Genomic DNA, 19,585 nt, shown 5'->3' with positions numbered 1-19,585 from the left:
GTTCATCCTGTCGTGAGGCATTCACTTCGAGAATAGAATGAATAAACAAGCATCTCAGCCGCGCGCTATCTATTACGTCGTCGCACTGCAAATTTGGGAATACTTCAGTTTTTACGGCATGCGTGCACTGCTGATCCTGTATCTCACTAACCAGCTTAAGTACAACGATAATCATGCATATGAACTCTTCAGTGCCTACTGCTCGCTAGTGTATGTCACCCCAATTCTGGGGGGATACCTGGCGGATAAAGTGCTCGGCAACCGCATGGCGGTCATGATTGGCGCATTTTTAATGGCAGTGGGGCACCTGGTGCTGGGTGCCAGTGAAATGGCGCCGGCGTTCCTCTATTTGTCTCTGGCAATTATCGTCTGCGGTTACGGTCTGTTTAAATCCAACATCAGTTGCCTGCTGGGCGAACTGTATCAGCCGGAAGATCCGCGTCGCGACGGCGGTTTCTCTCTGCTTTATGCCGCAGGTAACATCGGTTCGATTATCGCCCCTATCGCCTGTGGCTATGTGCAGGAAGAGTACAGCTGGGCCATGGGCTTCGCGCTGGCCGCAATCGGCATGCTGGCTGGACTGGTGATTTTCTTATGCGGAAACCGCCATTTCGCCCACACCACTGGTGTCAACAAAGCTGTCCTGTGCGCCAGAACGTTTATTCTGCCAAACTGGGCCTGGTTGTTGGTATTACTGGTGGCAGCTCCGCTGCTGATTACCGTCCTGTTCTGGAAAGAGTGGTCCGTGTATGCACTGATCGTTGCCACCGTCATTGGTCTGGCTGTTCTGGCAAAAATCTACCGTCAGGCACAAACACAGAAGCAGCGTAAAGAACTGGGGCTTATCGTTACTCTGACTTTCTTCAGCCTGTTGTTCTGGGCCTTTGCTCAACAGGGCGGCAGTTCTATTAGCCTCTATATCGACCGCTTTGTTAATCGCGACATTCTGGGATATTCCGTTCCTACCGCGATGTTCCAGTCGGTCAACGCCTTCGCCGTGATGCTGTGCGGCATCGTGCTGGCCTGGGTGGTTAAAGAAAGCGTGGGTGGCAACCGCACTGTGCGTATCTGGGGTAAATTTGCCCTCGGTCTGGGATTAATGAGCGCAGGTTTTTGTATTCTGACCTTAAGCGCCCGCTGGTCAGCAGCTTACGGGCATTCTTCTATGCCACTGATGATCCTTGGGCTGGCGGTGATGGGATTTGCCGAATTGTTTATTGATCCGGTCGCGATGTCGCAAATTACGCGCATTGAGATCCCGGGCGTTACCGGCGTATTAACCGGTATTTATATGCTGCTTTCGGGTGCCATTGCCAACTACCTGGCGGGAGTGATTGCCGACCAGACATCCCAGGGCACATTTGATGCCTCCGGGGCCATCAACTATTCCATCAATGCCTATATTGATGTCTTTAGCGAGATTACCTGGGGAGCCCTGGCCTGTGTCGCGCTGGTACTGCTAATTTGGTTGTATCAGTCACTTAAGTTTAGAAACCGTCCACTGGCGGTAGAGTCCTGAGTTTACAGGCCCGATGATGTACTACGACTCGGGCCTGTTTTTTATCAAGAGATTACGAATTATTAACTGCCAGATCCTCTTCCGACAGACCTGTAACCAGTAACACCATTTCACGAGCTATTCCTTGCGCCAGCATTGTTTGCGCTATACGTAATGCAGCCTCGTGTTTACCTTGCTGTAACCCTTGCAGTACCCCTTCCTGTAATCCCTCTAACCGTAATCGCTCCGCAATAGTCATCAGCCTCTCCTTGTGTTGGGGGATCCGTTGCGCCATCTCTTGCATAAATTCATTAAAGCGAGATGCATCGCCGGATTGCAGAATGTAATTAAACATCGCCTGTAGTTGCGTGTCATTAGCGCATCCTGTAAGTAACAGCGTAGCCAGTTGTTCTACCAGTCCCATCAAATCCCGCTGACGGATATATTTTTGCATGAGTTCCAGCAACGCCATTCGCCTGTGCGTCAGGATTTCATCATCGGGTACTACCGTTATATCCACCAGTGGAAATGCACTGGCATAGAGTTGCCTTGCCGCCACAGGATCTGCAAACGCATCCAGCCAACACAGTGAATACGGGTACGGGCTGCGGTTACCGTGATAAAACAACATCGGTATTACCAGCGGCAGTTCCTTGTGTCCGGCGTCCAGATGGCGCTGCATGGCCGTCATCGCATAACGCAGCAAACGAAAAGCCATATGCGGATCGGCTGAACTCTGATGCTCTATAACAACATAGACATAACCGCCACCGTCGCGTGTGTGCAGCGACCAGAGCACATCGGAGTAGCAAGAACTTCAATAAAGCTCTCTGACTCCAGCTTCAACGTATTAAAATCGCAAAGCTTTTGCAGACAAGCCGGAAGGTGAATCTCGAGGAAATCCCGCGCAGTTTCGGGATGGTGTAAAAACGTTTTGAATACCGCATCATGCGGAGTGGAAGTCGTTGCCGTTGTCATCGTGTTCCGTCACCTGAAAGAAGATGACGGGACTTTACTGCCCAGGCGTAACTGGTGCATTCAGGCAGTAACGGTCTTACGCACACGATTCAGCGCTAAATGCGCCCGCTAGCAACATGTGCATTCTGCTGGAATGCATTACGCAGAAATCCACCACGCACTCACCCTTTTCGCGCCGCCTCATAGGCCGCGAGCGTGGCTAATCTCGCCTGCTTATGGTCGACAATGGGGCGAGGGTAATGGAGAGTCACCTGCGCTTTTTCCGCCCAGTTCCACGGCTCGTGGATTGCTTTTCCTGGCACCTCGCGTAATTCCGGCACCCACTGGCGGATAAACTCACCGTCACGATCGAATTTTTCCCCCTGAGTCGTTGGATTAAAAATACGAAAATACGGCGCGGCATCAGTTCCGGTTGACGCCGCCCACTGCCAGCCACCGTTATTGGCTGCCAGATCGCCGTCGATCAGTTGCGACATGAAATACTGCTCTCCTTTACGCCAGTCAATCAGCAGATCTTTCACCAGAAAGCTGGCGGTAATCATGCGTAAACGGTTATGCATCCATCCTGTGGTGTTAAGCTGACGCATGGCGGCATCCACAATGGGATATCCCGTTTGCCCCGTCTGCCACGCCTGAAAATGTGCAGGGTTATCCTGCCACTGAACACGATCGGTCCAGCGAATAAAGGGGCGATGACGACACAGTGCCGGGTGGTATGTCATTAAATGGCGGTAAAACTCGCGCCAGATAAGCTCATTCAACCAGACGCTTCCGCTCCCGCCCTCAAGTGCCTGCGGCTGTTCTGCTAACAACCGGTTCAGGCATTGACGCGGCGATAATCCACCGGTTGCAAGACTTGCGGATAACCGGCTGGTGCCATCAATTGCCGGAAAGTCACGCTGTTGTTCATATTCCGCGACAGCCTGCTGGCAAAACTGACGTAATTGCGCGATAGCCGATTTTTCTTCCGGTTGGAAATGTCGCACATCAAAATCCTGCTGCGGATAACTCAGCGTAATTGCGGTTAACGGTGTGGAAATAGTGCTGCTGTCTCGTCTCTTTGGCGCGGCAACACTCTCAGGAACACCGTCTTTTAGACGTTTCAGCCAGGCATTTTTAAATGGCGTAAAGACTTTATACATTTCATGATTGCCGGTCATCACCGCCCCCGGAGGCAGGATCACGCTGTCGTCAAAACCCTCACAGATCACGTGTGGCAATGACTTTTCCACACTTACATCACGCTGTCGTTCGTTTATTTCATACTGATAGTTATAAAAAAGTCGGCTGACATCATGCTGCGCACAGACGTTTTTTACTGTATCCACGCTGGCGGAAAAATCGGTAACTTCATGAAACAGAAGGGGAATGCCTTTTTCTGCCAGTGCCGTTTGTAGCATATTTAATTGAGCGCTAATAAACGCCGCCTGGCGTGGAGCCATGTTATGTGACGTCCACTGTTCGGGAGTGGCAATATATAACGCCAGTACCTGAGCAGAAGGATCACGGCACGCGGCGGCGAGGGCGAGATTATCGTGCAGACGTAAATCACAACGAAACCAGACCAAATGGGTGGTCATAAAGCTCCCAAATCAATAAGACAATTAGCTTCCATAGCGCAAACGTAACGTTGCGGGCCAGGGATCAAAGTAGCGCTGTCCGGAAAGCCAGGTATCCGGGTATTCTGCCATATAGTGTTTGAGCAGCGTCACGGGAGCAAGTAGTGGCTGCGTTGCGCGCCGATAATCATCAATCAGCGTTGCGAGTTCCTGACGCTGACGAGCATTGAGCTGCTTACGAAAATACCCCTGAACGTGCATCAAAACATTAGTATGGTTACGCCGGGTAGCCTGATGCGACATCAAAGCCATCAACTGCTGGCGATAAGCGATAAAAAAGGCATCCAGACTTTCCCATTCGTGAACCGCTGCCACAAAACGCCCGAGCTCCCGATATGCTGGCTGAGAATGCGTCAACAGCAACAGCTTATAGCGACTGTGATAGTCAATCAGTGCTCCGCGTGTCAGCCCTTGCTCACGAATACCATTTAGTTCATGCAGCGCATACATTCGTTCAACAAAGTTTTCGCGGATTTGCGGGTCATGCAACCGCCCATCCTCTTCTACTGGCAACCACGGATATGCGTCCATCAATAATGATGTGTAGATACCGCGTCCCGCTTTGCGGTTATTTTTACCGTCAGCATCGTACACGCGGACACGTTCCATTCCGCAGGTGGGGGATTTTGCGCAGACGATGTAGCCACACAGATGTTCAAACTGCCCGATCTGTTGGTTACTGAAAACCGTCATGGCATCAGTGAGGTTCCCTTCCCGCTTATCGCTAAAACGCAGAGAAATAGCACCATCATCGTTTTTTACCAGACGTAACGCAGGACGAGGCACTGGCAATCCAATGGCCATTTCCGGACACACTGGCTCAAAGCGCACCCACGGAGACAGGTCTTCCACGGCAAAAGCCAGCCGTTTATGTCCGCCATCAAAGCGAACGTTAGCACCTAGCAAGCAGGCACTGATACCCACCGGGATTTTCTCGTTCATCACAACTCCTTATCCGTTATCTGAATAAGTGTAGACGTCGGAGCATAAAAAAAACCGCTACATTACTGTTAGCGGTTTTCTTGAGCAATTTCGATAAATTAATAGAAATCGCAGGTCGCTTTTTCAGCCTGATCCATCCACACCGGCTTATCGCTGGTTTTCGACCAGACGCGGTGCAGGTAGCTGTAAAAACGGGCGCGGTCTTTCCAGAACAGCATGACCGGTAGCGCCAGCACGCCCGCCACAACGGCGAAAGTACGGCGTAATAAGACAACATGTGCTGGATATTCTTTGTAAAGATCCATACTTTTCTCCCCTATATCTGTTCGGTGAATCGCACCGGAAAAATAAACTTGGTTAACTGATGAAAATAATACCGCCTTGTGTGTAATTTTACTACTCATCCGACCACTTATTTTTATCTATTGATGCTTCGTTTAACTTAAATTCGTAATTAAGTTACATAAAAGTTAAATTAATACTAATCATTAGTTAAATAATGGCCTTTGCCATTTTTATACTTTTTTTACATCCCGCCCGCCGATTTTTGCGAAATCTTTGCAACCAAAAAACTACGCTCTGGTTATCACATTTATGCCACTGGAGGTGCACCGTGAGTGCAGGCGTGATAACCGGCATTGTGCTGGTGTTTTTATTATTAGGTTATCTGGTGTATGCCCTGATCAATGCGGAGGCGTTCTGATGGCGGCACAAGGATTTTTACTCATCGCCAGTTTCTTACTGGTTCTTTTTGTTGTAGCCAGGCCATTGGGCGCAGGGCTGGCAAGGCTTATCAATGACGCATCATTGCCGGGCGTGACCGGCATTGAACGTGTGCTCTGGCGTGGGCTGGGCATTTCGCAACACGAAATGAACTGGAAGCAGTATCTGCTGGCAATTCTTGCACTCAATATGTTGGGTCTGCTGGTGCTGTTTTCGATGCTGATGGCGCAAGGTTTGCTGCCACTGAACCCTCAGCAATTGCCGGGACTCTCATGGCATCTCGCGCTGAATACCGCCGTGAGTTTTGTCACCAATACCAACTGGCAGTCATACAGCGGCGAAACCACCTTAAGCTACTTCAGCCAAATGGCCGGGCTGACCGTACAGAATTTCCTGTCAGCGGCGACCGGCATCGCGGTGATTTTCGCCCTGATCCGCGCCTTCACACGCCAAAGTATGAACACGCTGGGTAACGCCTGGGTGGATCTGGTGCGCATTACGTTATGGATCTTGCTGCCCATTGCTCTGCTCATCGCCCTGTTTTTTATACAGCAAGGCACGCTGCAAAACCTGTTGCCTTACCAGGCGTTCACCACGCTTGAAGGCGCTAAACAACTGCTGCCGATGGGTCCGGTCGCCTCGCAAGAAGCCATTAAGATGCTCGGCACTAACGGTGGCGGCTTCTTTAACGCTAACTCATCACATCCGTTTGAAAATCCAACCGCACTGACCAACATGGTGCAGATGCTGGCGATCTTTTTAATTCCCGCCGCCCTGTGCTTTGCTTTTGGCGACGTCGTTGGCGATCGCCGTCAGGGACGTACTCTGCTGTGGGCAATGTCGCTGATTTTTGTCATCTGCGTGGCGGTCGTGATGTGGGCTGAGATTCAGGGTAATTCACATCTGATGGCGTTTGGCGCAGACAGCAATATCAACATGGAAGGTAAAGAGAGCCGCTTTGGCGTGCTGGTCAGCAGTCTGTTTGCGGTCGTCACGACGGCAGCATCCTGCGGGGCGGTCATCGCTATGCATGACTCTTTCACCGCGCTGGGCGGGATGGTGCCAATGTGGTTGATGCAGATTGGCGAAGTGGTGTTTGGCGGCGTGGGTTCAGGTTTATACGGCATGCTGCTGTTTGTTCTGCTGGCCGTATTTATCGCCGGACTGATGATTGGCCGTACCCCGGAATATCTGGGTAAGAAAATCGACGTGCGCGAAATGAAAATGACAGCGCTGGCGATTCTGGTTACCCCTGCACTGGTGCTGCTTGGTACAGCGATTGCCATGATGAGCGACGCCGGGCGCAGCGCGATGCTCAACCCTGGGCCACACGGTTTCAGTGAGGTGCTGTACGCCGTATCGTCTGCAGCGAACAACAACGGTAGCGCCTTTGCCGGGTTAAGCGCCAACAGCCCATTCTGGAACTGCCTGCTGGCCTTCTGCATGTTCTTCGGGCGCTTCGGCGTCATTATTCCGGTGATGGCAATTGCCGGGTCGTTGGTCGGTAAAAAGAGCCAACCCGCAAGCCCTGGCACTCTGCCCACACACGGTGCGCTGTTTGTCGGGTTGTTAATCGGTACGGTGTTACTGGTTGGCGCTCTTACCTTTATTCCTGCTCTGGCGCTTGGTCCGGTCGCAGAATACCTCTCTTTACGTTGAGCGATGCGGAGCACATTATTATGAGTCGCAAGCAACTGGCGCTGTTCGAACCCTCTCTGGTCGCGCAAGCGCTTATGGACGCCATCAAAAAATTAAGCCCACATACCCAGTGGCGCAATCCGGTCATGTTTATCGTCTGGATCGGCAGCCTGCTGACCACGCTGATAACCGTAGCGATGGCAACCGGGCACATGATCGGGAACCCAATGTTTACCGGGGCGATAAGTCTCTGGTTATGGGTGACCGTTCTGTTCGCCAACTTTGCCGAGGCGCTGGCGGAAGGACGTAGCAAAGCACAGGCCAACAGCCTGAAAGGGGTGAAAAAAACAGCTTTCGCACGTAAATTACGCGACCCCAAATACGGCTCGTCAATGGATCATGTTCCTGCCAGTGAACTGCGTAAAGGGGATGTGGTGCTGGTTGAAGCAGGCGATATTATCCCCTGCGACGGCGAAGTCATCGAAGGCGGCGCATCAGTGGATGAAAGCGCCATTACCGGGGAATCTGCGCCGGTTATCCGCGAATCCGGCGGTGACTTCGCATCAGTTACCGGAGGAACTCGCATCCTCTCCGACTGGCTGGTGATCGAATGCAGCGTGAACCCCGGCGAAACATTCCTCGACCGAATGATCGCAATGGTCGAAGGCGCCCAACGGCGGAAAACGCCAAATGAAATCGCGCTGACGATCCTGCTGATCGCCCTGACCATCGTCTTTTTGCTGGCAACCGCTACGCTGTGGCCGTTTTCCGCCTGGGGCGGCAGCGCGGTCAGCGTCACAGTTCTGGTTGCATTGCTGGTCTGCCTGATCCCCACCACTATCGGTGGCCTGCTCTCCGCAATTGGCGTCGCCGGAATGAGCCGCATGCTGGGTGCGAATGTCATCGCCACCAGCGGGCGAGCGGTAGAAGCAGCAGGTGACGTGGACGTACTGCTGCTGGATAAAACCGGCACCATTACGCTGGGCAACCGTCAGGCTTCAGATTTTCTTCCCGCCCAGGGCGTTGATGAAAAAACGTTGGCCGACGCCGCACAGCTTTCGTCACTGGCGGATGAAACGCCAGAAGGTCGTAGCATCGTGGTGCTGGCAAAACAGCGCTTTAATCTGCGCATACGCGACGTGCAATCGCTGCACGCCACATTTGTACCGTTTACCGCACAAAGCCGGATGAGCGGTATCAATATCGACAACCGCATGATCCGCAAAGGTTCAGTAGACGCCATTCGTCGTCACGTCGAAGCCAACGGAGGGCACTTCCCTGCCGATGTTGAGCAGAAGGTCGAAAACGTCGCTCGCCTTGGTGCGACGCCGCTGGTCGTTGCCGAAGGTTCGCACGTACTGGGTGTGATTGCGCTGAAAGATATCGTTAAAGGCGGGATCAAAGAACGTTTTGCCCAGTTGCGCAAAATGGGTATCAAAACGGTGATGATCACAGGCGACAACCGGCTAACCGCCGCCGCGATTGCGGCAGAAGCCGGGGTGGATGACTTTTTAGCGGAAGCCACACCGGAAGCCAAGCTGGCACTTATTCGTCAGTACCAGGCGGAAGGTCGTCTGGTGGCGATGACCGGCGACGGAACCAACGACGCCCCCGCACTGGCTCAGGCAGATGTGGCGGTTGCCATGAACTCCGGGACCCAGGCCGCGAAGGAAGCGGGCAACATGGTCGATCTGGACTCTAACCCCACTAAACTGATTGAAGTGGTGCATATTGGCAAACAGATGCTGATGACACGTGGCTCGCTGACCACCTTCAGTATTGCCAACGACGTTGCGAAATATTTCGCCATTATCCCGGCTGCGTTTGCCGCAACCTACCCGCAGCTCAACGCACTTAACGTGATGCGCCTGCATTCGCCGGATTCGGCAATCCTGAGCGCGGTCATCTTCAATGCGCTGGTTATTGTCTTTCTGATCCCACTGGCGCTGAAGGGCGTGAGCTATAAACCGTTATCGGCTTCCGCCATGCTGCGCCGTAACTTGTGGATCTACGGTCTGGGCGGTCTGGTTGTGCCATTTATTGGTATCAAAGTGATTGATTTATTGCTGACCCTGCTGGGTCTGGTGTGAGGTTTCAGATGAGTGGATTACGTCCTGCACTATCAACATTGATTTTCCTGATACTTATCACCGGCGGAGCATATCCATTGCTGACAACCGCACTGGGGCAATGGTGGTTTCCCCATCAGGCTAACGGGTCACTGCTCCGTGAGGGTCAGGTCGTTCGCGGCTCTGAACTCATCGGCCAGAACTTTACCGCCGCCGGTTATTTTCAGGGACGCCCTTCAGCGACGGCGGAAATGCCCTATAATCCAATGGGTTCAGGCGGCAGTAACCTGGCGGCCAGCAACCCGGAGCTGGATAAACAATTGCAAAGCAGGATTGCCGCGCTGCGTGCTGCAAATCCGCAGGCTAACCCAGTTGTTCCGGTGGAACTGGTCACGGCGTCTGCCAGTGGACTGGACAATAATCTGACACCGAACGCGGTAGCCTGGCAGATCCCCCGCGTGGCGCAAGCCCGTAACCTCAGCGTTGAAGAGGTAACGCAGTTAGTTGCACAATACACGCATAAGCCGCTGGTCGGGTTTATCGGCCAGCCGGTAGTGAACCTGGTGGAACTTAATTTAGCGCTGGATAAACGCTGAGAAAAAGGTCATGACAGAAGAACCCTTGCGCCCCAATCCGGATCGCTTACTGGAACAGACCGCCGCCCCGCACCGGGGAAAACTGAAAATCTTCTTCGGTGCCTGCGCTGGAGTCGGGAAAACCTGGGCTATGCTGGCTGAGGCCCAGCGGTTACGGACGCAAGGGCTGGATGTGTTGATCGGCGTGGTGGAAACTCACGGGCGTAAAGAGACCGCCGCACTGCTGGACGGACTCGCCGTGCTGCCGCTGAAACGCCAGTCACACCGTGGACGGCACATCAGCGAGTTTGATCTCGATGCCGCCCTTGCCCGTCGCCCGGCCCTGATTTTAATGGATGAACTGGCGCACAGTAATGCGCCAGGCTCGCGTCACCCTCGCCGTTGGCAGGACATCGAAGAACTGCTGGAAGCTGGCATTGATGTCTTTACCACTGTTAACGTTCAGCATCTGGAAAGCCTGAACGATATCGTCAGCGGCGTTACCGGTATTCAGGTCCGCGAAACCGTCCCCGATCCGTTTTTCGATGCGGCTGATGATGTGGTACTGGTCGATCTCCCCCCTGACGATCTGCGCCAACGTCTGAACGAAGGCAAAGTCTATATTGCCGGTCAGGCAGAACGGGCTATCGAACACTTCTTCCGCAAAGGCAATTTGATCGCACTGCGCGAACTGGCCCTGCGACGTACAGCTGATCGGGTAGACGATCAAATGCGCGCCTGGCGAGGTCACCCTGGAGAGGAAAAAGTCTGGCACACCCGCGATGCCATCCTGCTGTGTATCGGACACAACACCGGCAGCGAAAAGCTGGTGCGTGCCGCCGCACGTCTGGCTGCACGTCTCGGTAGTGTCTGGCATGCCGTGTATGTCGAAACACCCGCATTGCATCAGTTACCCGAAAAGCAACGTCGCGCAATTCTTGGCGCCTTGCGACTGGCACAGGAATTAGGAGCAGAAACAGCCACCCTCTCCGATCCCGCAGAAGATAAAGCGGTCGTCCGCTACGCCCGGGAGCACAATCTGGGAAAAATCGTGCTGGGGCGTCCGACAACGCGACGCAGGTGGCGCAGTGATTCCTTTGCCGACAAACTGGCCCATCGCGCACCGGATCTCGATCTGATGATTGTCGCGTTGGACGATCCCCCTCCACGTCCGGCGGTTCAGGCTGCTGACACGCGTACCTTTAAAGATAAGTGGCGAGTACAGATTCAGGGCTGTCTGGTTGCAGCTGCACTGTGCGCCTTCACAACGCTGATAGCCATGCAGTGGCTGGTTGCCTTTGATGCCGCCAATCTGGTAATGCTCTACCTGTTAGGCGTGGTAGTGATCGCCCTGTTCTACGGACGCTGGCCGTCTGTGGTGGCGACCTTTATTAACGTCGCCAGCTTCGATCTGTTCTTTATTGCCCCGCGCGGTACGCTGGCCGTTTCGGACGTCCAGTATCTGCTCACATTCGCCGTTATGTTGACGGTCGGTCTGGTCATCGGGAATCTGACCGCAGGAGTGCGCTATCAGGCACGAGTCGCTCGCTACCGGGAACAGCGCACGCGGCATCTGTACGAGATGTCCAAAGCCCTGGCCGTGGGGCGGAGTCAACAAGATATCGCTGCCACCAGTGAGCAGTTTATTACCTCAACCTTTCAGGCCCGCAGTCAGGTTTTATTGCCCGATGAGAACGGTAAACTGGCTCCGCTGACGCATCAACAAGGCACGACGCCCTGGGATGATGCCATTGCCCGCTGGAGCTTTGATAAGGGACAACCGGCCGGGGCCGGCACCGATACCTTACCGGGCGTACCGTATCAGATCTTACCGTTAAAAAGCGCCGACAAAACGTATGGACTGTTGATAGTAGAACCGGGGAATCTTCGACAGTTGATGATCCCGGAACAACAACGACTGCTGGAAACCTTTACCTTGTTGGTTGCCAGCGCCCTGGAGCGACTGGCGCTGACTGCCAGCGAAGAGCTGGCGCGATTTGCCAGCGAACGCGAGAGCATCCGCAACGCCCTGCTCGCCGCCCTTTCTCATGATTTACGCACGCCGTTAACGGTGCTGTTCGGTCAGGCGGAGATTTTAACATTGGATCTGGCAACGGAAGGCTCGAAGCACGCCCGTCAGGCCAGCGAAATTCGCCAGCATGTCCTTAACACGACCCGGCTGGTAAATAATCTGCTGGATATGGCGCGAATTCAGTCTGGCGGCTTTAATCTTAAGAAAGAGTGGTTAACGCTGGAGGAAGTGGTGGGCAGCGCCTTACAGATGCTGGAGCCTGGCCTGGCTGCACCAATTAATCTGTCACTTCCTGAGCCATTGACGCTGATACACGTTGATGGGCCACTCTTTGAACGAGTGCTGATTAATCTGCTGGAAAACGCCGTCAAATACGCAGGCCCGCAGGCACAAATAGGAATTGAAGCACAGGTTGAGGGCGAACACCTGCAACTGGACGTGTGGGATAACGGGCCTGGCATTCCGTCAGGCCAGGAACAACGTATTTTCGACAAGTTTTCCCGGGGGAACAAAGAGTCATCAGTACCGGGCGTTGGGCTGGGGCTGGCAATTTGCCAGGCTATTGTCGACGTGCATGGCGGGACCATTACCGCCCATAATCGACCGCAGGGTGGCGCTTGCTTCCGTGTTACACTGCCACAAGAATTACCCCCTGAACTTGAAGATTTTCATGAGGATATGTGACAAACGTATTGATTGTTGAAGATGAACAGGCCATTCGTCGCTTTCTGCGCACCGCGCTGGAAGCCGATGGTCTGCGCGTGTATGAAGCAGAAACGTTGCAACGTGGCCTGCTGGAGGCCGCGACGCGTAAACCCGATCTCATCATTCTCGATCTCGGCCTGCCAGACGGTGACGGCACTGATTTTATTCGCGACCTGCGACAATGGAGCGCTATTCCCGTTATAGTGCTTTCAGCTCGCAGTGAAGAGAGCGACAAAATCGCCGCACTGGATGCCGGTGCTGATGATTATCTCAGCAAGCCGTTTGGCATTGGCGAACTGCAGGCGCGTTTGCGTGTGGCATTACGCCGCCACGCTATTGGACCCGCACCCGAGCCAGTCGTGCATTTTTCCGATGTGAAAGTGGATATTGCCGCGCGTCTGGTACATCGTGGCGAAGAGGAAATTCACCTGACGCCAATTGAATTTCGCCTGCTGGCGATACTTCTCAATAACAGCGGGAAGGTGCTGACCCAGCGTCAGCTGTTGAATCAGGTTTGGGGTCCCAACGCCGTCGAGCACAGCCACTACCTGCGAATTTATATGGGGCACTTGCGCCAGAAACTGGAAGTAGACCCGGCGCGCCCTCGTCACTTTATAACCGAAACCGGGATTGGCTATCGGTTTATGCCGTGATATTTCACCGGGTACCAGATGTAAAAAAGGAGCCTTTCGGCTCCTTTTCTGGTTACGCGTTTTTCAGCACTTCGCTGACAATCTCAACCGCTTCTTTTTCAATCTGCTTGCGGTGTTCTTCACCCAGGAAGCTCTCGCAGTAGATTTTATAGGCGTCTTCAGTACCTGACGGACGTGCGGCAAACCAGCCATTGTCAGTCATCACTTTCAGACCGCCGATAGAAGCACCATTGCCTGGCGCCGCCGTCAGACGCGCGGTGATCGGATCACCCGCCAGCGTGCTGGCACTGACCATCTCCGGAGAGAGTTTAGACAGCGCTGCTTTCTGCGCGGAGGTCGCTGCTGCCTGCAAACGGTTATAGCTCGGCGCACCAAAACGCGCGGCCAGCTCGTTGTAATGCTCTTGCGGGTTCTTACCGGTCACGGCAGTAATTTCGGCCGCCAGCAGACACATAATGATCCCGTCTTTGTCGGTCGACCACGGTGTACCGTCGAAACGCAGGAAAGAAGCCCCCGCGCTCTCCTCGCCGCCGAAGCCGAAGCTACCGTCGAACAGGCCATCAACAAACCATTTAAAGCCAACCGGTACTTCAACCAGTTTACGTCCTAAATCATTCACCACACGGTCAATCATCGCCGAAGACACCAGCGTTTTGCCAACGGCAACGTCTTCGCCCCACTGCGGGCGATGCTGGAACAGATAGTTGATCGCGACTGCCAGATAGTGGTTCGGGTTCATCAACCCGGCCGGAGTGACGATGCCGTGACGGTCATAATCTGGATCGTTAGCAAATGCCAGATCGAACTTATCACGTAGCGCCAGCAGACCCGCCATCGCACACTCTGAGGAGCAGTCCATACGGATAGCACCGTCTTTGTCGAGATGCATAAAGCGGAAGGTCTGATCAACCTGATCGTTAACAATGGTCAGATTCAGTTTGTAGTGCTCGGCAATACGCTTCCAGTATTCGATACCGGAGCCACCCAGCGGATCGACACCCAGCGTCAGACCCGCTTTTTGAATCGCTGCCATATCGACAATATCTGCAAGCCCTTCCACGAACGGCTGCACAAGATCCTGTTCTTTCACGTGACCCGACGCCAGCGCCGCATCCAGTGAAATTCGCTTAACACCGTTAAGTCCATCAGCCAGCAGCGCGTTGGCACGATCTTCCACCACTTTAGTGACGTTAGTATCTGCCGGACCACCGTTTGGCGGGTTGTATTTAATGCCACCATCTTCCGGCGGGTTGTGCGACGGCGTGATGACAATGCCATCAGCCAGCGGGCCGCCTTTTTTGTTATGGACCAGGATTGCATTTGACACGGCAGGGGTTGGCGTAAAGCCGTTATTTTCCTGCACGATGACATCAACACCGTTTGCCGCCAACACTTCCAGTACAGAGATAAATGCCGGTTCAGACAGCGCATGGGTGTCTTTGCCCACATAACAAGGCCCGGTAATCCCATTTTTCGCACGTTCTTCGGCAATGGCCTGGGCGATTGCCAAAATATGCGGCTCGTTAAAACTGTGACGACCTGCACTACCACGATGCCCGGATGTCCCGAACTTAACGGCGTGCTCAGCATTCCCGGCTGTTGGTTTCAGTACATAGTACTGTGCCGTCAGTTGGGCGACGTTAATCAAATCACTCTGTTGTGCAGGCTGACCTGCACGCTTGTGGATTGCCATTGCCTGGTCCCTCTAATGCAAGGATTAAATTGTTCCGCAAACCTTTTCAATCAATTCCGCAGGGAATTGCATTGACTGCATGATGTGTTCAACCATGCTGCATTTGCGGCCGGTATTCGTGTTGGTGATCACCCAGTACGGTGTGCCAGGCACATGTTTCGGCTTGGTTTGATTACCATTTTTCAGCAGCGTCTGTTCATCCGCTGCAAAATAGACGCGTGTGCGACCGTGTAACGACTCCGTTGCTTCAGCAAACGCGTGCTGATCCAGTGAATAGAGTGTAGACAGCACCAGCATAAAGCGATTCACTGCTTTTTTCTGTTCCGCATATTCATCGGAAAGCAGCAGTTCACGCATGGCGCGCACTTTATCTTTAACGGGGTCGACCGGCTTGGCTTCCACGACAGGTTGCACGGCGCGGACTTCTTTTACCACCGGAGTGGCAGGCTGTGATGCGGCAGAAAACTTCAACATACGCCGTAAAATGTCGGATGCGCTCTCGCCGATATGCTTGGTGTGGCTGGCAATATAGCTATAGAGTTCATCATCAACTTCAATCGTTTTCATCTTAATCCAGTGCGGTGTCTTAGCTGAATACAAGTTGTTGGGATTATTACACCTAGTGTAAAGGCAAATCCCAACAGCGGATAGCGTCAAGCCTGATGGCCAGAAAAACTCGGAGTAACCGTAGTTGTTGCAGCCCTGTGGCAGAATGGTCAACATGATACCCTAACCCGCTAGTGTGAAAAAAAGAACTTTGCCATGAAATTGAATATCCGAGCGCAATCTGCACAAAACCTGCACAATAATTCCCCCATCGTCCTGGTTCACGGTCTGTTTGGCAGCCTGGATAACCTGGGCATACTGGCACGTGACCTGGTAGTCGATCACGACATCATTCAGGTTGATATGCGAAATCACGGGCTCTCCCCTCGTTCGCCAGAGATGAATTACCCGGCCATGGCGCAAGACCTGTTGGATACACTGGACGCCCAACAAATAGAAAAAGCGACTTTTATTGGTCACTCAATGGGGGGCAAAGCGGTGATGGCGCTAACCGCGCTGGCACCTGAACGTATCGATCAACTGGTGGCTATCGATATTGCACCGGTTGACTACCATGTCCGTCGTCACGATGAGATCTTTGCGGCGATTAATGCCGTGACGGATGCACAAGCCGCATCACGCCAGCAGGCGGCAAGCGTGATGCGCCAGTACCTGAAAGAAGAAGGCGTAATCCAGTTTCTGCTGAAATCCTTTGTTGACGGCGAGTGGCGTTTCAATGTCCCCGCATTGTGGGACCAGTATCCTCATATTGTGGGCTGGGAAACCATACCTGCATGGGATCATCCGGCGCTGTTCATCCCTGGTGGAAACTCGCCGTATGTTACCGAAGCGTACCGTGACCAATTACTGGCGCAATTCCCTCAGGCAAGGGCGCATGTTATTGCAGGTGCAGGCCACTGGGTACACGCAGAAAAACCAGATGCGGTCCTACGCGCCATCCGTCGTTATCTGACGGACAAGGCCAACTGATTAAAAACTCAGCGTCCGCGCGCGATTACGTGCGTGGGCGTTGGCGCGCCCCCCCTGCTGATGTATGATGGCGCGCTATCCATCCGGGCAGACGCCTGGCTGATTGTTTCCCCGAAGTCACCAAGATCATGGCCAAAGAACAAACGGACCGTACGACATTAGATCTGTTCGCGCAGGAGCGTCGCCCGGGACGACCCAAAACCAATCCGCTTTCGCGTGATGAACAGTTACGTATTAATAAACGTAATCAGCTTAAACGCGACAAAGTTCGCGGGCTTAAGCGTGTCGAACTGAAACTGAATGCCGACGCCGTTGACGCTCTGAACGAGCTGGCGGACGCACGTAACATGAGTCGCAGTGAACTCATCGAAGAGATGCTGATGAACCAACTCACCACGTTGCGTGGTCAGGCATAGTCTGAATTTCTGCTCTAAATCATAAATCGTGTAGCACAGAGTGCAGTCCCGCGTGTTTGCTGTTTCCGCATGCCTGACTGTTCTGCTATGATTGCCCTTATCCGTGGGCATTGCGCCACCACCATTTCAATAAGTTTCAAGAGGTTATTTTACTCATGGCAATCACTGGCATCTTTTTCGGCAGCGACACCGGTAACACCGAAAACATCGCAAAAATGATTCAAAAACAGCTTGGTAAAGACATTGCCGATGTACATGACATTGCAAAAAGCAGCAAAGAAGACCTGGAAGGGTATGACATTCTTCTGCTCGGTATCCCAACCTGGTATTACGGTGAAGCGCAGTGTGACTGGGACGACTTCTTCCCTACTCTCGAAGACATTGATTTTAACGGTAAACTGGTTGCGCTGTTTGGCTGCGGCGACCAGGAAGACTACGCAGAATATTTCTGTGATGCGTTAGGTACCATCCGCGACATCATCGAACCACGCGGCGCAACCATCGTCGGTCACTGGCCAACGGCGGGTTATCACTTTGAAGCGTCTAAAGGCCTGGCTGATGATGACCACTTTGTCGGTCTGGCTATTGATGAAGATCGCCAGCCTGAGCTGACCGCTGAACGCGTAGAAAAATGGGTTAAACAGATTTCTGAAGAACTGCATCTCGACGAAATCATTAACGCCTGATTTCATGCGGCGTAGAAACGTATCTACGCCGCATCAATAGATAAAACCAATCAAAATAATTGCTACAAATTTGTAACTTTCTCGCCTGACCCTGTACAATGGCTGGATGCCAATCGGGTATTGCACAGAGTGTTTGTCGGCGATACCACGTTTTGATTAACAATATTTGCCAGAGACTTGCTGTTTTCATTTAGACATGGCAGTTCTATAATGATACGCATTATCTCAAGTGCAATTTCTGTCACTTCTGTTAATGAAGTGAACCGCTTAGCTACAGGACAGATTCCGCATGACTGACAATAATACCGCATTAAAGAAGGCTGGCCTGAAAGTAACGCTTCCTCGTTTAAAAATTCTGGAAGTTCTTCAGGAACCGGATAACCATCACGTCAGTGCGGAAGACTTATACAAACGCCTGATAGACATGGGTGAAGAGATTGGTCTGGCGACCGTGTATCGCGTGCTGAACCAATTTGATGATGCCGGTATCGTAACCCGCCATAATTTTGAAGGTGGCAAATCCGTCTTCGAATTAACCCAACAGCATCATCACGATCACCTGATTTGCCTCGACTGTGGCAAAGTGGTCGAATTTAGCGATGATTCCATCGAAGCGCGTCAGCGTGAGATTGCGGCTAAACATGGTATTCGCTTAACCAACCATAGCCTCTATCTGTACGGTCACTGCGCTGAAGGCGATTGCCGCGAAGATGAGCATGCGCACGACGCCAAATAATATGATGTTTTCTGAAAAGCCAACCCTGCGGTTGGCTTTTTTTATAAGCTAAACCTGGCCGGGGGCCTCTTCCTTTCGAGTCAATGCAGCTTTAATGTAAAATTCACCCTACCTCATCGGAGAGCCGAAATGGAGCTTCGCCAGCTACGCTATTATGTTCGTATTGTAGAAACCGGCAGTATGGGCAGCGCGGCGCTCGATCTCAATATTGGTGTTTCGGCTCTCAGCCAGCAAATGACCCGGCTGGAAAACGAACTCGCTATTCGCCTGCTGCAACGAACCTCTCGTGGCGTGACGCCCACCAGCGCCGGACTGGCTTTTTACTCCCAGGCACAACTGGCATTACGTCACGCAGACGATGCGATCCTCGCGGCTCGAGAGGCCCGGCTTTCCGGTCACGTCAGCGTCGGAATGGCTCCCAGTACCGCATCCGTGCTCGGTGTGCCTTTCATTAATGCAATGCGGGAAAACTATGCAGATGTCCGCCTGCATGTGGTGGAAAGCCTCTCCGGTAACCTGGAGCGGATGATTAATACCCGCCAAATTGATTTAGCAGTGGTGTTTCAAAAGGAAAAAATCCTGCGCTGGAGTGCCAGACCGATTCTCGAAGAACGGCTATTTTTGATTGGCACCCATGCTTTACTGGATGATATTACGGATGACAATATCGCCCCTGCCCAGCTGGTTAATATTCCATTGATAATGCCAAGCCCGGGTCACGGCCTGCGTGGCAGACTGGATGCCATCTGCCAGGAACATGCTCTGAACATTGAGATCACTACAGAAATTGATGGTCTGACGCTGTTGATGAGCGCCGTTCGCAGTGGAATCGGTGCCACACTACAACCCGGCGCGGCGATTTCGCATCTCGATAAAGAGACGCTAAGAGTGATCGGCGTCCATAATCCAATACTTAGCCGCCCTAATTTTCTTGTCAGCCTTTCTGATGATGAACTTACCCCCGCAGGTCTCGCTGCCCGCGTGATACTGACCAAAGTGATGTGTCAACTGGTGGAAGCAGGAAGCTGGCCAGGCGCAATTCTTTACAATAACTAAAGGGCTATTTAGCATCACAGCGTAGCGCCC

The 19,585-nt window shown here is 52.9% G+C and carries 18 protein-coding genes and 1 pseudogene; 13 read left to right on the top strand and 6 right to left on the bottom strand.

Annotated elements, in window-relative coordinates; all coding sequences use genetic code 11:
• Positions 1-37: 37 nt before the first annotated feature.
• Positions 38-1,519 (top strand): MFS transporter, encoded by a 1,482-nt coding sequence (locus tag OGY01_RS19690; protein ID WP_286493554.1) that lies wholly within the window; start codon positions 38-40, stop codon positions 1,517-1,519.
• Positions 1,520-1,571: 52 nt separating this feature from the next.
• Here OGY01_RS19690 and OGY01_RS19685 read toward each other — a convergent pair.
• From OGY01_RS19685 to OGY01_RS19670, 4 genes and pseudogenes are all read right to left on the bottom strand, one after another.
• Positions 1,572-2,476, bottom strand: a pseudogene (locus tag OGY01_RS19685) (Rpn family recombination-promoting nuclease/putative transposase).
• Positions 2,477-2,637: 161 nt separating this feature from the next.
• Positions 2,638-4,056: a deoxyribodipyrimidine photo-lyase gene (phrB, locus tag OGY01_RS19680; RefSeq protein WP_286493553.1), complete on the bottom strand. Its 1,419-nt coding sequence runs from the start codon at positions 4,054-4,056 to the stop codon at positions 2,638-2,640.
• A 24-nt stretch (positions 4,057-4,080) separates the two neighbouring features.
• Positions 4,081-5,037, bottom strand: a complete 957-nt coding sequence (locus OGY01_RS19675) for a YbgA family protein (RefSeq protein ID WP_045441080.1) — start codon at positions 5,035-5,037, stop codon at positions 4,081-4,083.
• A 98-nt stretch (positions 5,038-5,135) separates the two neighbouring features.
• Positions 5,136-5,342, bottom strand: coding sequence for a YbfA family protein (locus OGY01_RS19670; RefSeq protein WP_045441079.1), 207 nt, complete (start codon positions 5,340-5,342; stop codon positions 5,136-5,138).
• A gap of 308 nt (positions 5,343-5,650) precedes the next feature.
• Between OGY01_RS19670 and kdpF the strand changes: the two genes are divergently transcribed.
• Genes kdpF through kdpE form a run of 6 tightly spaced genes read left to right on the top strand, consistent with a single transcriptional unit; the run spans position 5,651 to position 13,432 of the window.
• A complete protein-coding gene (gene kdpF / locus OGY01_RS19665) occupies positions 5,651-5,740 on the top strand; it encodes a K(+)-transporting ATPase subunit F (protein ID WP_001670793.1) in 90 nt (29 codons plus the stop codon).
• On the top strand, positions 5,740-7,419 hold the full coding sequence (gene kdpA / locus OGY01_RS19660) for a potassium-transporting ATPase subunit KdpA (RefSeq protein ID WP_286493551.1): 1,680 nt from the start codon (positions 5,740-5,742) through the stop codon (positions 7,417-7,419). Before kdpF ends, kdpA begins: the two co-directional genes overlap by 1 nt.
• Positions 7,420-7,439: 20 nt before the next feature.
• Positions 7,440-9,488 carry a potassium-transporting ATPase subunit KdpB gene (gene kdpB / locus OGY01_RS19655; protein ID WP_286493550.1) on the top strand — a complete coding sequence of 683 codons (2,049 nt, stop codon included), beginning with the start codon at positions 7,440-7,442 and terminating at the stop codon, positions 9,486-9,488.
• 8 nt (positions 9,489-9,496) lie between these two features.
• Positions 9,497-10,063 (top strand): potassium-transporting ATPase subunit KdpC, encoded by a 567-nt coding sequence (kdpC, locus tag OGY01_RS19650; protein WP_045441076.1) that lies wholly within the window; start codon positions 9,497-9,499, stop codon positions 10,061-10,063.
• Between the two features lie 10 nt (positions 10,064-10,073).
• Positions 10,074-12,758 (top strand): two-component system sensor histidine kinase KdpD, encoded by a 2,685-nt coding sequence (gene kdpD, locus OGY01_RS19645; RefSeq protein WP_045441075.1) that lies wholly within the window; start codon positions 10,074-10,076, stop codon positions 12,756-12,758.
• The gene (gene kdpE / locus OGY01_RS19640) at positions 12,755-13,432 is read left to right on the top strand and encodes a two-component system response regulator KdpE (RefSeq protein ID WP_045441074.1); all 678 of its coding nucleotides are present in this window, start codon (positions 12,755-12,757) and stop codon (positions 13,430-13,432) included. Before kdpD ends, kdpE begins: the two co-directional genes overlap by 4 nt.
• 52 nt (positions 13,433-13,484) lie before the next feature.
• Here the strand turns inward: kdpE and pgm are convergent, their stop codons facing one another.
• Together pgm and seqA are read right to left on the bottom strand one after the other, a co-directional pair.
• The gene (gene pgm / locus OGY01_RS19635) at positions 13,485-15,125 is read right to left on the bottom strand and encodes a phosphoglucomutase (alpha-D-glucose-1,6-bisphosphate-dependent) (protein WP_225760654.1); all 1,641 of its coding nucleotides are present in this window, start codon (positions 15,123-15,125) and stop codon (positions 13,485-13,487) included.
• A 24-nt stretch (positions 15,126-15,149) separates the two neighbouring features.
• Positions 15,150-15,692: a replication initiation negative regulator SeqA gene (gene seqA / locus OGY01_RS19630; RefSeq protein ID WP_045441072.1), complete on the bottom strand. Its 543-nt coding sequence runs from the start codon at positions 15,690-15,692 to the stop codon at positions 15,150-15,152.
• A gap of 195 nt (positions 15,693-15,887) precedes the next feature.
• On the opposite strand from seqA, the gene ybfF reads away from it, so the two are divergent.
• The 6 genes from ybfF to tcuR all read left to right on the top strand — a co-directional run bounded on the left by ybfF (position 15,888) and on the right by tcuR (position 19,555).
• Positions 15,888-16,661: an esterase gene (gene ybfF, locus OGY01_RS19625; RefSeq protein WP_045441071.1), complete on the top strand. Its 774-nt coding sequence runs from the start codon at positions 15,888-15,890 to the stop codon at positions 16,659-16,661.
• Positions 16,662-16,789: 128 nt separating this feature from the next.
• On the top strand, positions 16,790-17,077 hold the full coding sequence (gene ybfE / locus OGY01_RS19620) for a LexA regulated protein (RefSeq protein ID WP_045441070.1): 288 nt from the start codon (positions 16,790-16,792) through the stop codon (positions 17,075-17,077).
• 155 nt (positions 17,078-17,232) lie between these two features.
• Positions 17,233-17,763 carry a flavodoxin FldA gene (gene fldA / locus OGY01_RS19615; protein WP_045441069.1) on the top strand — a complete coding sequence of 177 codons (531 nt, stop codon included), beginning with the start codon at positions 17,233-17,235 and terminating at the stop codon, positions 17,761-17,763.
• Between the two features lie 210 nt (positions 17,764-17,973).
• Positions 17,974-18,060: a ryhB-regulated fur leader peptide gene (locus OGY01_RS19610; protein ID WP_100247215.1), complete on the top strand. Its 87-nt coding sequence runs from the start codon at positions 17,974-17,976 to the stop codon at positions 18,058-18,060.
• Positions 18,053-18,499 (top strand): ferric iron uptake transcriptional regulator, encoded by a 447-nt coding sequence (gene fur / locus OGY01_RS19605; RefSeq protein ID WP_045441068.1) that lies wholly within the window; start codon positions 18,053-18,055, stop codon positions 18,497-18,499. Before OGY01_RS19610 ends, fur begins: the two co-directional genes overlap by 8 nt.
• 129 nt (positions 18,500-18,628) lie before the next feature.
• Positions 18,629-19,555, top strand: a complete 927-nt coding sequence (gene tcuR, locus OGY01_RS19600; RefSeq protein ID WP_048221850.1) for a tricarballylate utilization LysR family transcriptional regulator TcuR — start codon at positions 18,629-18,631, stop codon at positions 19,553-19,555.
• The last annotated feature ends 30 nt before the right edge of the window (positions 19,556-19,585 follow it).

Source organism: Citrobacter sp. Cm038 (assembly GCF_030333105.1).
Classification (GTDB): Bacteria; Pseudomonadota; Gammaproteobacteria; order Enterobacterales; family Enterobacteriaceae; genus Citrobacter; species Citrobacter murliniae.
This window is presented reverse-complemented; position numbering and strand designations above follow the sequence as displayed.

Bases quoted from the DNA above. Each gene is read 5' to 3' on its own strand.
- OGY01_RS19690 (WP_286493554.1), top strand. From the start codon at position 38: ATGAATAAACAAGCATCTCAGCCGCGCGCTATCTATTACGTCGTCGCA.
- phrB (WP_286493553.1), bottom strand. From the start codon at position 4,056: ATGACCACCCATTTGGTCTGGTTTCGTTGTGATTTACGTCTGCACGAT.
- OGY01_RS19675 (WP_045441080.1), bottom strand. From the start codon at position 5,037: ATGAACGAGAAAATCCCGGTGGGTATCAGTGCCTGCTTGCTAGGTGCT.
- OGY01_RS19670 (WP_045441079.1), bottom strand. From the start codon at position 5,342: ATGGATCTTTACAAAGAATATCCAGCACATGTTGTCTTATTACGCCGT.
- kdpA (WP_286493551.1), top strand. From the start codon at position 5,740: ATGGCGGCACAAGGATTTTTACTCATCGCCAGTTTCTTACTGGTTCTT.
- kdpB (WP_286493550.1), top strand. From the start codon at position 7,440: ATGAGTCGCAAGCAACTGGCGCTGTTCGAACCCTCTCTGGTCGCGCAA.
- kdpC (WP_045441076.1), top strand. From the start codon at position 9,497: ATGAGTGGATTACGTCCTGCACTATCAACATTGATTTTCCTGATACTT.
- kdpD (WP_045441075.1), top strand. From the start codon at position 10,074: ATGACAGAAGAACCCTTGCGCCCCAATCCGGATCGCTTACTGGAACAG.
- pgm (WP_225760654.1), bottom strand. From the start codon at position 15,125: ATGGCAATCCACAAGCGTGCAGGTCAGCCTGCACAACAGAGTGATTTG.
- seqA (WP_045441072.1), bottom strand. From the start codon at position 15,692: ATGAAAACGATTGAAGTTGATGATGAACTCTATAGCTATATTGCCAGC.
- ybfF (WP_045441071.1), top strand. From the start codon at position 15,888: ATGAAATTGAATATCCGAGCGCAATCTGCACAAAACCTGCACAATAAT.
- ybfE (WP_045441070.1), top strand. From the start codon at position 16,790: ATGGCCAAAGAACAAACGGACCGTACGACATTAGATCTGTTCGCGCAG.
- fldA (WP_045441069.1), top strand. From the start codon at position 17,233: ATGGCAATCACTGGCATCTTTTTCGGCAGCGACACCGGTAACACCGAA.
- OGY01_RS19610 (WP_100247215.1), top strand. From the start codon at position 17,974: ATGATACGCATTATCTCAAGTGCAATTTCTGTCACTTCTGTTAATGAA.
- fur (WP_045441068.1), top strand. From the start codon at position 18,053: ATGACTGACAATAATACCGCATTAAAGAAGGCTGGCCTGAAAGTAACG.
- tcuR (WP_048221850.1), top strand. From the start codon at position 18,629: ATGGAGCTTCGCCAGCTACGCTATTATGTTCGTATTGTAGAAACCGGC.